At 65.2% G+C, this 13182-nt stretch carries 13 protein-coding genes; 8 read left to right on the forward strand and 5 right to left on the reverse strand.

The genetic code is table 11. The annotated features are described in order from the left end of the window. Positions 1-42: 42 nt before the first annotated feature. From AX725_RS19870 to radC, 5 genes are all read right to left on the reverse strand, one after another. Complete coding sequence (locus AX725_RS19870) at positions 43-2076, reverse strand: DEAD/DEAH box helicase (RefSeq protein ID WP_060977026.1); 2034 nt, start codon at positions 2074-2076, stop codon at positions 43-45. A 159-nt stretch (positions 2077-2235) separates the two neighbouring features. Next, positions 2236-3768 (reverse strand): methyl-accepting chemotaxis protein, encoded by a 1533-nt coding sequence (locus tag AX725_RS19875; protein ID WP_066114390.1) that lies wholly within the window; start codon positions 3766-3768, stop codon positions 2236-2238. 7 nt (positions 3769-3775) lie between these two features. Then, on the reverse strand, positions 3776-4048 hold the full coding sequence (locus AX725_RS21370; RefSeq protein WP_156439016.1) for a hypothetical protein: 273 nt from the start codon (positions 4046-4048) through the stop codon (positions 3776-3778). Positions 4049-4267: 219 nt separating this feature from the next. Next, positions 4268-5452, reverse strand: a complete 1185-nt coding sequence (locus tag AX725_RS19885) for a BaiN/RdsA family NAD(P)/FAD-dependent oxidoreductase (RefSeq protein WP_066114393.1) — start codon at positions 5450-5452, stop codon at positions 4268-4270. Positions 5453-5635: 183 nt separating this feature from the next. Beyond that, the gene (gene radC, locus AX725_RS19890; protein ID WP_060977030.1) at positions 5636-6364 is read right to left on the reverse strand and encodes a RadC family protein; all 729 of its coding nucleotides are present in this window, start codon (positions 6362-6364) and stop codon (positions 5636-5638) included. 104 nt (positions 6365-6468) lie between these two features. Between radC and AX725_RS19895 the strand changes: the two genes are divergently transcribed. The 8 genes from AX725_RS19895 to AX725_RS19930 all read left to right on the forward strand — a co-directional run bounded on the left by AX725_RS19895 (position 6469) and on the right by AX725_RS19930 (position 13029). Continuing rightward, positions 6469-9669, forward strand: coding sequence for an intermembrane phospholipid transport protein YdbH family protein (locus AX725_RS19895; RefSeq protein ID WP_060977031.1), 3201 nt, complete (start codon positions 6469-6471; stop codon positions 9667-9669). After that, positions 9666-9881, forward strand: a complete 216-nt coding sequence (locus tag AX725_RS19900; protein WP_060977032.1) for a YnbE family lipoprotein — start codon at positions 9666-9668, stop codon at positions 9879-9881. The genes AX725_RS19895 and AX725_RS19900 overlap by 4 nt, the downstream gene beginning before the upstream one ends. Continuing rightward, positions 9881-10261, forward strand: coding sequence for a YdbL family probable chaperone protein (locus AX725_RS19905; RefSeq protein WP_060977033.1), 381 nt, complete (start codon positions 9881-9883; stop codon positions 10259-10261). The genes AX725_RS19900 and AX725_RS19905 overlap by 1 nt, the downstream gene beginning before the upstream one ends. A 204-nt stretch (positions 10262-10465) precedes the next feature. Beyond that, complete coding sequence (locus tag AX725_RS19910; protein ID WP_060977034.1) at positions 10466-10825, forward strand: AtpZ/AtpI family protein; 360 nt, start codon at positions 10466-10468, stop codon at positions 10823-10825. Positions 10826-10842: 17 nt separating this feature from the next. Beyond that, positions 10843-11628, forward strand: a complete 786-nt coding sequence (locus AX725_RS19915) for a F0F1 ATP synthase subunit A (protein WP_060977035.1) — start codon at positions 10843-10845, stop codon at positions 11626-11628. A 58-nt stretch (positions 11629-11686) separates the two neighbouring features. Further along, positions 11687-11914, forward strand: coding sequence for a F0F1 ATP synthase subunit C (locus AX725_RS19920; protein WP_023839593.1), 228 nt, complete (start codon positions 11687-11689; stop codon positions 11912-11914). Positions 11915-11990: 76 nt separating this feature from the next. Then, positions 11991-12485, forward strand: a complete 495-nt coding sequence (locus tag AX725_RS19925) for a F0F1 ATP synthase subunit B family protein (RefSeq protein ID WP_060977036.1) — start codon at positions 11991-11993, stop codon at positions 12483-12485. Beyond that, a complete protein-coding gene (locus AX725_RS19930; RefSeq protein ID WP_060977037.1) occupies positions 12478-13029 on the forward strand; it encodes a F0F1 ATP synthase subunit B family protein in 552 nt (183 codons plus the stop codon). Before AX725_RS19925 ends, AX725_RS19930 begins: the two co-directional genes overlap by 8 nt. Positions 13030-13182 lie beyond the last annotated feature (153 nt).

Raw genomic sequence — 13182 nt, forward strand, 5'->3', positions numbered from 1 at the left:
AGGGGAGCAGGTCGGCGGAATCCGGTAACCCGATTGAACGCTTCAGCCCTTGGGCCGCTTGGCGAATGGCTTGCCGCCGGGCTTTCCCGCCGGACGTGGCTTGCCTTCGAAGCGCGGCTTGCCCCCGGGACCGCCAGCGCGCGGGCCATCTCCGCGCGGACCGCGTGCGGGCTTGTCGGCATAGGACGCGCGATCGGCTTGGGTCTTCTTGTCGCCAAAGCTCTTGCGATCACCGAACGGCTTCTTGTCGCCAAACGGTTTCCTGTCGCCCTGCGGCTTGCGATCGCCCGCAGGCTTGCGTTCGCCATAGGGCTTGCGCTCGCCATCCTCGCGCGGCGGGCGACGTTCGCCATCGCTGCGCGGCTCGTAGCGCGGCTTGAGCGGCGCATTGCCGCGGCCCTTCTTGCCCGACCCCGATCCGTCGCGGCAATCGCCGCGCGGCGGCGGGCCCGAGCGCGGGCGATAGGCGGGGGGGCCGTCGGCGGTGGTGATGATCACGCTGCCTTCATCGCCATCCTCGCCGCCCGACGTCCGCTTCACGGCCTCGGCAAAGCGCTCCGCCATGGCTCGCGGAATTTCGAAATGGGTGCTGTCGTCGCCCAGCCGGATCGCCCCGATCTCGCTGCGGGTGATGTGTCCGCGTCGGCACAGCAGCGGCAGCAGCCAGCGCGGATCGGCGTTCTGGCGGCGGCCGATATTCATCTCGAACCAGACCGTGTCCTCGAAGCCGGGGCGGGGGCCACGCTCGCGCTGCGGCGGCGGGGCGCTGGCGTCGAGCAGCTCTTCGGGCGCAGGCATTTGTGCGCGGTGCGCCTGGACCAGCATCACGGCGAGGTCCTCGGCGCTGCGTTCTGCGAGCAGCGCCTGGGCGAGTTCGCGATCGGTCTCCTCGGCCTCGACCGGTGCGCGCAGCCGCTCGAGCAGGCGGTCGCGGTCGGCCTGGCGGATGTCTTCGGCCGAGGGCGGATTGATCCATTGCGCCGGGATGTTCGCGCCGCGCAGCATCTGCTCGAGCCGGCGGCGGCGCGGATAGGGCACGATCATGAGCGCGGTGCCCTTCTTGCCCGCACGGCCGGTGCGGCCCGAACGGTGCTTGAGCGTGTCGGCATCGCGCGGCAGCTCGACATGAATGACCAGCGACAGGCCGGGCAGGTCGATGCCGCGTGCCGCCACATCGGTCGCCACGCAGACGCGCGCGCGCCGGTCGCGCAGCGCCTGCAGCGCCTGGTTGCGCTCGTTCTGGCTGTGCTCGCCCGACAAGGCGACGGCGGAAAAGCCGCGCTCGATCAGGCTCGCATGCAGATGCCGCACATTGTCGCGCGTCGCGCAGAACAGGATCGCGGTCTCCGCCTCGTACAGGCGCAGCAGGTTGACAACGGCGTTTTCGGTGTCCGAAGGCGCGACGGTGCAGGCGATATAGTCGATATCGCCATGGCCGCGCTCTTCGCTCACCGTCGAGATTCTGTGCGCATCGTGCTGATAGCGCTTGGCCAGGGCCACAATCGGCTTGGGCATGGTGGCCGAGAACAGCAAGGTGCGGCGGCCTTCGGGCGTCGCGTCGAGAATTTCTTCCAGATCCTCGCGGAAGCCCATGTCGAGCATTTCGTCGGCCTCGTCGAGCACCGCGACCTTGAGCGCCGAGAGGTCGAGCGCGCCGCGCTCGAGATGATCGCGCAGGCGCCCTGGCGTACCGACCACGATCTGCGCGCCATAGCCCAGATTGCGCCGCTCGCGCGAGGCATCCATGCCGCCGACACAGGTGGCGATGCGCGCACCGGCGGGGCCATAGAGCCACATGAACTCGCGGCTGACCTGCAGCGCCAGTTCACGCGTCGGCGCGATGATCAGCGCCAGCGGCGCCGTGCCCTGGCGAACGCGGCCATCCTCGCCGATCAGCTCTGGCGCCATCGAAAGCCCGAAGGCGACGGTCTTGCCCGATCCGGTCTGCGCCGAGACGATCAGGTCGCGGCCCTGTGCCTCGGGCTCCAGCACGGCCTGCTGGACGGGGGTGAGCGTGTCATAGCCGTGCGCATCGAGCGCGTCCGACAGAACGGCGGGAACGGTATCAAAAGGCATGGGATTTCAATTCGTGTGATGATGCGAAGGCTCCGCATCTTCGGCGAAACCGCGCGCGAGGCCCAAAATCCGGCTTCGCTGCAAGGCTGCGCTTCTAGCGGCTTTGGCACGAAAGCACAATGGCAATCGGTTGCGGCACGCCGGGCAGTCCGCCGGAGGTCAGGCAGCGCGCGCGAGCGCAGGCGCGGCCTGGTACGCGGCGGCTTGCTGTAGCCGGAAACGGCTGATTTCCTGGGCCAGGGTACGCGACTGTTCGGCGAGCGACCGGGCGGCGGCGCTGGTTTCCTCGACCATCGCGGCATTCTGCTGGGTAATGCCGTCGAGCGCGCCGACGGTGCCGTTGACCTCGCGCAGCCTGGCCGCCTGGCTTTCCACCGATCCGGCAATGGTCGCAACGAATTCGCTGATTTGCAGGATGCGCGTGGTGATCCGCTCGAGCGTCTCGCTGGTTTCGCTGACCACCGATACGCCCAGGGCAATCTGCTCGTTCGACGCGCCGATCTTGGTCTTGATGTCCTGCGCGGCATCGGCCGAGCGCTGCGCGAGCGCGCGAACTTCGGATGCCACCACGGCAAAGCCCTTGCCGGCCTCGCCGACGCGTGCTGCCTCGACGCCGGCATTGAGCGCGAGCAGGTTGGTCTGGAACGACAGCCCTTCGATGACTTCGATGATCTGGTCGATCTCGCGCGCCGAATGCTCGATATTGGTCATTGCCACACGAGCGCGCTCGACGATACCGGCCGATTTCTCCGCCTCGTCCTGGGCAGCGTCGAGGACATGTCGTGCCTCGACCGCGCGGTTTGCGGTGTCCGAAATGGAGTCGCTGACCGTGCGGATGGTCGCCACGGTGTCGTGCAGCGTCGCGCTCTGCCGTTCGGTGCGATCGGCCATGTCGTTCGACGCATGGCTGACATCGCCTGCGCTTTCGTCGATGCGCGTCGCGACGCCCGAGATCTTGTCGAGCGACTGCCGCATCCCCTCGAGCGCGTCGTGATAATCGGCGCGAAGCTGTTCATATTCGTCCGGGAAGGCCTGGTCGATCCGCGCAGTCAGGTCGTTGCGCGCCATCGCCTTGAGCCCCTGGCCGAGCGCGCCGATGACCTGATTCTGCTTGGCGGCGATGGCGTCGCGGGTGCTGGCGGCTTCCTGCTCCAGCCGTTCGGCCTCGCGCCTGGCTTCGGCCTGCCGCTCGATCATCTGCTCGAGCTGGAGAGAAATCTGGATCAGCACCGCCGCCTCGATCAGCACGATGACGGCATGCAGCAGGACGCGCGGCAGATCGGCTCCATCGGGAAAGACCCAGGCGGGGATCAGCAGGTTCGCGCCCAGATGGTGCACCGCGATCACGGCTGTTCCGGCGACGATCGCGCGCCAGTCGCACATCACCACCAATGTGGCCAGCAGTGCGAAGAAGACCATGTGCACGTCCATCTGCAGGCTGGATCCGGCTGCCTGGTAGAGCATGATCGCGGGATAGACGGGCATGGTGCCGCCGAGAATGATCCGCGTAGTGCTGTCGGCACGGCCGCTGCGCACGATCACGCTCGGAATGAGGGTAACAGCGACTGCGATAGCGACCGGAGCCCAGCCGCTGGCGGTGTACAGGCTGATGCCCGCGATGACGGCCACACACAGCCATGCAATGACGATCAGCGCAAAGGCACCGTTCTTGCGAATTCCAGTCAGTTCCATGCGACGCTCAACTCTTCCTGGGTGTAGAGGACAAACTGCCGCAGAAAATTGCGGGTGCCTTGATGACAAGGCCGTTATGATGCCAGGCGGCTTCCGTGACCTGCTTGCGCTTGCCATAGACCAGGATCGAGCCGGGCAAGGGGCCTGTGCCGATCAGGGCGGCCCCGTCACCCGATGCCCAGCTTATGGTCTGACCCATGCCCCCACCATCCAGCGGAATGACCATCATTGGCCCTTCCTCCGGTGGCGCCAGGATGGCAGCCAGCAGCGCGAGCGTCACCACCACCCCCTGAACGAGCACGGCAAGGCTGATCCCGCTATCAGCTGGCCGTGCAGGGCCTTGTGAGGGAGGCAAAGACACCGACATCGCCGATACCCATCGGCCGAATTGGTAAATTTTCGCTTATGCAAAGCGATCGCACAAAGAAATATCCATTATGGATGTTTGTGCAATCGGTTGAAACGCGGGCGGACGAGACAAGTTACCACCGAATTGGTTCTAAATTGCCGTTGCTGCGGCGTGCCCGCTCGCCCATGCCCATTGGAAGTTATAGCCCCCCAGCCATCCGGTGACATCGACCGCTTCGCCAATCGCATACAGGCCTGGCACCTTGCGTGCCTCCATGGTCTGCGATGACAGAGTGTCGGTGCTGATGCCGCCCGCGGTAACTTCGGCCTTGGCATAGCCTTCTGTACCGTTGGGGTGGAAGGTCCAGCCGGAGAGCCGCTTCTCTGCTTCGCCCAGCACCCGGTCGGGCATATCCGCGAGCCTCGCATCGCCGCCTACTCGGTCGGCCAGTGTCGCGGCGAGCCGGTCGGGCAGCATGGCGCCCAGCGTGCTGCGCAGCGTCGCGCGCGGCTGCTGGCGCTTGGCCTCGGTCAGCCAGCCGGGGGCGGCGTCGGGCAGGAAATCGATCGCCACCGGATCGCCATGCCGCCAATAGCTCGAAACCTGCAAGATCGCAGGGCCCGACAGCCCCTTGTGGGTGAACAGCGCCGCCTCGCGGAACAGCGCCTTGCCCGCGCGCGCGACGACGTCGGTCGCAACGCCCGAGAGCGAGCGGAACAACGTCTCGTCGCCGCCCAGCGTCAGCGGCACCAGCGCGGGGCGCGGCTCGACCACCTTGAGGCCGAACTGCCGCGCGAGATCATAGGCAAAGCCGGTCGCGCCCATCTTAGGGATCGAGGGCCCGCCCGTGGCGATGACCAGGGCAGGAGCCTCGGCGCTGCGATCGCCCCAGCTGACGCGATAGCGCCCATCGGCATGCTCGACCGCGCGGATGGCATGGCCGAGCGCGATGGTGACGATGCCCTTGTCGCACTCGGCCAGCAGCATCGCGACGATCTGCTTCGCCGAGCCGTCGCAGAACAGCTGGCCCAGCGTCTTTTCGTGCCAGGCGATGCCATGGCTATCCACCAGATCGATGAAATCCTGCGGGCTGTAGCGCCCGAGCGCCGACTTGGCGAAATGCGGGTTGGCGCTGATATAGCGATCGGCCTGGGTGTGGATATTGGTGAAATTGCATCGCCCGCCGCCCGAGATCAGGATCTTCTTTCCCGGTGCCTCGGCATGATCGATCACCAGCACCCGCTTGCCCCGCTGCCCGGCAATCGCCGCGCAGAACAGCCCCGCTGCGCCTGCGCCGAGGATGATCACGTCATAATGTTGGGCGGCGGAGGGCATGGCGCGGGTCTATGGCGGATGCGGCGGATGAGGGGAAGGGGCGTTTCCAATCACCTTCGGTTGCCGAGATCGTCACCCTGAACTTGTTTCAGAGCCCATTTCGCCCTAAGCGGCTTCGGCGAATGGGGCACGATGGGTCCTGAAACAAGTTCAGGATGACGGATTGGGTGCGCTCGTGAGGCGTCAAATCAGCCCCATCGACCGCATGCTGCTGTGCCCATCCAGCCCGATGATGATATGATCGTGCACGCCGATGCCCAGCCGCTTGCCGGCCTCGATGATCTCGCGGGTGATCTGGATGTCCTGCTTGCTGGGCTGCGGATTGCCGCTGGGATGGTTGTGCACCAGGATCAGCGACACCGCGCCGAGATCGAGCGCGCGCTTGATCACCTGGCGGGTGTAGATCGCCGCCTGATCGACCGAACCTTCGGACATCACGTCATCGCTGATCAGCATGTTCTTGGCATTGAGGAACAGCACGCGCACCCGCTCGCGCGTCAGATGCGCCATGTCGAGCCTGAGATAGTCGAGCAAGGCTTGCCAGCTCGACAATATCGGCTGCCGGCGGACCGGCTCGCTCACCAGCCGCCGCGCCGCGACCTGGACGATCTTCAACGCAGCCGCGCTCGTTTCGCCCATGCCGGGCACCGCGCGCAGTGAGTCGCCATCGGCGGTGAGCACACCCGCCAGCGAGCCGAAATGGTCGATCAGTTGCTTGGCGAGCGGCTTGGTATCGCGGCGAGGGATCGCGAGCGTGAGCAGATATTCCACGATTTCATGATCATGCAGCCCGGTTCCGTCGGTGTTCAGCAAGCGCTCCCTAAGCCGGGCACGATGGCCTGCGCCGTGATGCCCGCCCGCCGGAAGATCCGGCAGCTCGGCATCGGCCAGCAGGGGCAGTGAAGAGGACATGGTTTGAGGTTAATCTCTCGCCCCCGCACGGGCAAACGCTTTGTCGGAACGGCTTTGCCGCTGCGTCGTTGCAACGCGATGCTTTGCAAGCCATTCAGGTGACGATGAGCGATCCCGATACCGAGGCCGAGGCGATCCCGCCCGAGCGGCAGGTCCGCGCGTGGCGGCGAATGGCCTGGCCACTGCGTGTGGCGCTCTATGGCGTCGCATTGCTGGGCCTGGCGGGACTGGTCGCCTGGACCCAGCGCGAGGATATCGCGCGCAACCTCATCGGCAACGAGCTCGAGGCGCGCGGCATCGAGGCGCGCTACGATATCGAATCGATCGGCGTCGGGCGCCAGACAGTGCGCAACCTGGTGCTGGGCGATCCGAAGCGCCCCGATGCGACGATCGCAAGACTCAGCGTCGATGTGAGCGGCGGGTTGTTCGGGCTGCGCATCGACCAGGTGATCGTCGAGGGGCTGCGCGGCTATGGTCGGCTGGACAAGGGGCGCGTCAGCTTCGGCAGCCTCGACAAGCTGCTCTATACCGACAGCAAGGAGCCTTTCCGGCTGCCCCGGCTCGACCTGACGCTGCGCGATGCGCGCGTACGGATCGAGAGCCCTTATGGCACGATCGGCGTCAAGGCCGATGGGCGGGGCAATCTGCGCGACGGCTTTAAGGGTCAGGTCGCTGCGATCGGTGCGGGGCTCGCCTATCAGGGCTGCGCGCTCGACCGGCCCAGCCTGTTCGGCACGGTCAGCATCGCCGATGAACGCCCAGCTTTTCGCGGACCAATGCGTTTTTCGGGGCTGGCTTGCGATCGGGGTGGTGTCGCCGTCGGTCAATCCTCGCTCGCGCTCAGGGCCGAGGCCAATGCGGCGCTCGACCGGGTTGAAGGCGCGCTGATCCCTGCGGTCGGCGCGATCCGGGCCGATGGTTTTGCGGCGAATGGGCTGGGCGGGCGGCTGGGCTTTGTGATCAAAGGCCAGCAGATCGACGGCGATGTCGACCTCGCGCTGGCCGATCCTGCCACTGCCGGAATCGGTTTCCGGCGGTTCGGCGCCAGGGGCAAGGCGGTGGTGCGGCTGGGCGGAGCGTCTCCCGATTTGCGCTTCGAGGGCGATCTGCGTGGCGAAAGCCTGGCGGTTGCACGCGAGCGACTGGCGGGATTAGATTCGGCGGTGAAGGCGAGCGCGAATCTCCCCATCGCGCCGCTGGTGCAGCGCATGGTCAGCGCGGCGCGCCGAGCACTCCCCGGTTCGGACCTGGCGATGACGGTCGATGCGCGCGCACGCGGTGCCGAGACCGCATTCGCCATCCCGCGCCTGTCGCTGTCGGGTGCGCGGGGGGAGCGGCTGGTCGGCGGCAACAGCCTGAGCGTCCGGCGCGTGGGCGAGGAATGGCAGCTCGCGGGCAATCTTGCGACCGGCGGGGCAGGGCTGCCCGTCGCGCAACTGCGCATCGTCCCGCGCGGGCAGGGGGCCTATGCGCTCAAGCTGGCGATGGACGCATACAGCGCGGGCGATGCCTCGCTGGCACTGCCGCAGTTCGAGGCCTTGTGGAACGGGCGCGGCGAACTGGACTTTGCCGGTTCCGCGCGGCTCTCCGGGCCGTTTCCCGGTGGCCGGGTCGAGGGGCTGGCGCTACCGCTTCAGGGGCGCTGGAGCGAGGCGGGCGGTTTCGCGATGTATGACGCCTGCCAGACCGTGCGTGTGGAACGATTGCGTGTCTCCAATTTCGCCAGCGGCCGGCAGGCGCTGACGCTGTGCCCCGATCGTGGCCGCTCGATCGTCCGGTCAGGCCCAGGCGGCCTGCAGATGGCGGCGCGGCTGGCGGGGCCGACCCGGTTGCAAGGCAAGCTGGGATCGTCCGACCTCGCGCTGGCGGCAGGTGCGGTACGCATCGATTTTCCCGGTAGCGCGCGCCTGTCTGACGTCGATCTGCTGATCGGCCCGGCGCAATCGGGCACGCATATCACTGCGGGCGATTTCAGCGTCGATCTCGGCGGAGCGCTGGGTGGCACCTATGCGGATGCCGAAGCGACCATCGGCGCGGTGCCGCTCGTGCTGACGCACGGCGCAGGACGCTGGTCCTTCGCCAATGCGATCCTCGATGTGCAGGGCGACGAATGGCTGCTGCGCGACCGTCAGGCCCCGGCGGGGTTCCAGCCGCTGATCACCGATGACATGCGGCTGACGCTCGCCGATGGGCGGATTGCGGTGACCGGCATTCTCGACGAGCCGCAGACATTGCGCCCGGTCGTGCGCGTCGCCATCGCGCATGATCTTGCGAGTGTCACAGGCCATGCCGATCTGTCCGTCGACGCGCTGACCTTCGATGACCGCCTTCAGCCCGAAATGGTCAGCAATATCGCGCTCGGCATCATCGCCAATACGCGCGGGTTGGTGACCGGGCAGGGTCGGATCGACTGGTCGTCCACCGGCGTCACGTCGAGCACCGGGCGCTTCCGCACCGATTCGCTCGATTTCGCCGCCGCTTTCGGTCCGGTAACAGGGCTGGCGGGCGAGATCGTGTTTACCGATCTTCTCGGCTTCGAGACCGGACCGGGCCAGGTCGTGCGGCTGGCGCAGGTCAATCCGGGCTTTGCGGTCTATAACGGGCTGATTCGCTATCAGATTCTGCCTGGCTTCAAGATGCGCGTGGAAGGCGGCGAATGGCCCTTTGCGGGAGGACGGCTGCTGCTCGATCCGGGTATGGTCGATCTTGTCAGCGAGGAGCCGCGACGCTTGGTGTTCCTCGTCGACCGCGTCGATGCGGCGCAGTTCCTCGCCGGATTCGATTTCGAGAATATCAACGCCACCGGCCAGTTTACCGGTGTGATCCCGATCGTGTTCGACAAGGATGGCGGGCATGTGCGCGGCGGTCGGCTCGAGGTGATCGGCGATGGCGGCACGCTCGCCTATGTCGGCGAGCTGACCTATGAAGACCTCGGCACGATGGCCAATTTTGCCTTCAACGCCTTGAGATCGCTGCGTTACCGTTATCTCGTCGTCGAGATGGACGGGGATCTGGCGGGCGAGGTCATCACCAAGATCCGCTTCGACGGGCTCAGCCAGGGCGAGGGGGCTTCGCGCAATTTCCTCACCCGCCAAGTGGAGAAGCTGCCGTTGCAATTCAATGTGACGATTGCAGCACCCTTCCTGCAGCTGATCACATCGGCGCGGTCGCTTTACGACACGCAATATATCACCGATCCCGGTGTGCTCGGGCTGCTGCCCGGTCAGGTGAACAATCCGGGACCCAATTCGACAACGCCGGCAAAACCGGGCATTCAGCCCCCAGAAAGCGAGGATCGTCCATGAAGGGCATGAACAGGATGGCGATTTTGAGGAACCCGTGGGGGCAGATGACGGTGATGGCAGTGGCCACCGCATTGCTCGGCGGGTGCGTGACGGTGACGGCGCCTGACAAGCCGATCGTCATCAACCTCAACATCAACATCAAACAGGAAGTCGTCTATCGGCTCGATGGCAAGGCCAAAGAGGTGATCGACGAGAATGCGGAGATTTTCTGATGAACAGGGCGATTTTGAAGGCTGGCTTACTGGGCGCCGTGGCGCTGGGGCTGGCCATGCCCGCGATGGCGCAACGCGACCCGGCCTATGAGGCGGCGCGCGAGAACGGCAGCATCGGCGAGAAGCCGGACGGTTATCTGGGCATTGTCAGCGGCGGCGATGCGCAGCTGCAGAAACTGGTCAGCGACATCAATCTCAAGCGCAAGCAGGTCTATACCGACCGCGCTTCGGCCGAAGGATCGACGGTGGAGCAGTTCGCCTTCACCGCCGGCTGCAACACCATATCACGTACCAGGCCGGGGGAAAAATACCAGGCGCCGGACGGTAGCTGGAAGACTCGGGACAGCGGTCCGCCGGTGCGCGATGCGCGCTGCCCCTGAGCCGCAGCGCCGAATTAACCCAGATCAAGCCCGGATTTCATCGAAAATCCGGGCTTTTTTGCGCGACTTCTCGCACCGCAGCATGACCATTGACTTGCACCCCAGCCCTTTCTAAACGGGCCGCGCCTTGGCGGGTCCGCTCGCTGTCGGGTGCGTGCTTTTTGAACATCGTAGCCTCAGGCCCGATAACAGGGAGTAAAGCACATGGCAGAGAACGAACCCGGGCAAGACCCTGTCGGCGGCGACGCGCGGATCGATCACATCGGTGAACGGCTTCGCGATATCACGCAGCGGGAGCAGGCCGAAGCGAGCGGCAAGGGGAGCGGGGTCGATGCGAATTATCGACTTGGCAACCGGGTGCTCGCCGATCTGCTGGGGGGAATTGCAGGTGGTTTGCTGTTCGGCTGGCTGTTCGATCGCTGGCTGGGCACATCGCCCTGGCTCCTGATCACGTTCCTCGCTCTGGGGATCATCGTGGCCTTCAGGAACATCATCCGGGTTTCCAACGCATATTCGGCGGGGCTGAAAAATCAGCAGTCTCCGCAGGATAAGCCTGAAGATTAAGACGAAGAGGTAAGGTTGTGGCAGCCGAGTCAGGCAAAATCGACCCGATGCACCAGTTCGAGATCGCGCCCATCTTCAATGGTGGGTTCGAGCTTGCTGGACAGACCATCACCTTCACCAACAGCGCCCTGTGGATGCTGTTGACGCTGGTCGCGGTCTGGGTGTTCATGCAGGGCGGCATGAAGCGCGAGCTGGTTCCTGGTCGCTGGCAGCTGATGGTCGAGGGCTTTACCGGCTTTATCGACGACATGATGACCGCCAATATCGGCGCCGAAGGCCGCAAGTATGCGCCTTACGTGTTCTCGCTGTTCATGTTCATCCTGTTCGCCAACATCCTGGGCCTGATCCCGATCGGCGTGGTCGGTGGGCATCCGTTCACCGTGACCAGCCATCTGACGATCACGGGCGTGCTCGCCATCGTCAGCTTCTCGATCGTGCTGATCGTCGGTTTTGCCCGTCACGGTTTCCACTTCTTCTCGCTGTTCGTTCCGCACGGCACGCCGCTCCCGATGATCCCGTTCATCTTCGTGGTCGAGCTGCTGTCGTTCCTGGTGCGTCCGTTCAGCCTCGGCCTGCGACTGTTCGTGGCGATGACCGCCGGGCACATCCTGCTCAAGGTGCTGGCCGGTTTCGTCATCAATTCGACCAATGCCGGTATCGGCTATGGCCTGCTCGTCGGCCTGCCGAGCCTGACGCTGATGGTCGGCATCAGCGCGCTCGAAATCCTGGTCGCCGTCGTCCAGGCCTATGTGTTCGCGCTGCTCACCTCGCTGTACATCAACGACGCGGTGAACCTGCACTAAGCCTTTCTCTTTTCGCTAAAATCTTTCCATCCAATCGAGTTTCTTAAGGAGTATTACAATGGACGCAGAAGCTGCAAAACTGGTCGGTGCTGGCCTGGCTGCAATCGGTGCCGGCATGGCCGCCATCGGCGTGGGTAACGTGTTCGGTTCGTTCCTGGAAAGCGCTCTGCGCAACCCGGCAGCTGCCGACGGCCAGCAGGGCCGCCTGTTCATCGGCTTCGCCGCTGCCGAACTTCTCGGCCTGCTGGCGTTCGTCGTGGCGATGATCCTGATCTTCGTTGCCTGATTTGTGTCGGACCGGGGCCGGTCATCGCGCCGGCCCCGTCCACACCTTTAGATTCTGATCCACGGATAGCTTCGATATGCCTCAGATAGACCAGATCATGACCACTTACGGGTCCCAGCTTTTCTGGCTGGTGATCACGTTCGGGCTGATTTATTTCGTCATCGGGCGTTCGATGTTTCCCAAGATCCAGGGCACGGTCGATCAGCGCAAGGCGAAGATCGCCGGCGACATCGCCGCTGCCAAGGCCGCGCACGCTCGCGCCGACGAGATCGAGGAAGAATATCGCGTTGCCCATGCCCGGGCCCGTGACGCGGCACTCGCCGTGACCGCGGAAGCCAAGGCCAAGGGTGCCCGCGAAGCCGAAGCCAAGGTGCGCGAGGCCGATGCCGGCATCGCGCTACACTTGGCCGATGCGGAAGAGGCGATTGCTGCTCAGCAGGCTGCCGCTCTGACCGAGATCGAAGCCGTGGCCGTCGAAGCCGCCCAGGATATCGTCGCCCGGTTGACCCCGGCAAAGATCACCAAGCCGCAAGTCAATCGTGCGGTAAAGGGAGCGCTGGCCGATGCTTGATATCGCCATTCTTGCCGCTGCGGCGGGCGAACATGCCGATCCCTCGGTGGGCGGCGTCCATCTGCTCAACGCCACGTTCTTCGTTTCGGCGGCGATGCTGGTGCTGATCGGCATCATCCTGTGGAAAAAGGTTCCGGCGATGGTCGCAGCGTCGCTCGACGCCAAGATCGCCGGGATCAAGGCCGAACTCGACGAAGCCCAGGCGCTGCGTGCTGAAGCCGAGAAGCTTCGCGCGGAGTATGAGGCGAAGCTGGCGGCGGCATCGAAAGAAGCCGCAGACATGAACGCCCGTGCCGAAGCCGAAGCCGAAGCCGTGCTTGCCAAGGCGCGCACCGATGCGGAAAACCTGATCGCGCGCCGCCAGAAAATGGCGACCGACAAGATCGCCGCTGCCGAGCGCGCTGCGGTGGCTGAAATTCGCGAGAAGGTCGCCAAGGCAGCGACTGGCGCGGCCGCGAAGCTGATCGCCGAGAACCATGGCGCCGAAGCCGACCAGGCGCTGGTTGATCGCACCGTCGCCGAGCTTGGCACCCGGTTAAATTGACGCGTCGGCACCTTCTCCCTTGAGGGGAGAAGGATACCGAGCCTTGTCGGCGGAGCCGACTAGGCGCAGTTGGATGAGGGTGAGGCAGAGCAGCGGTAGCGCATTTTCACCCTCACCCAGCTTCGACTAATTCGCTTCGCTCATAAGTCTTCG

This window comes from Blastomonas sp. CCH9-A1 (assembly GCF_001557175.1).
Classification (GTDB): domain Bacteria; phylum Pseudomonadota; class Alphaproteobacteria; order Sphingomonadales; family Sphingomonadaceae; genus Blastomonas; species Blastomonas delafieldii_A.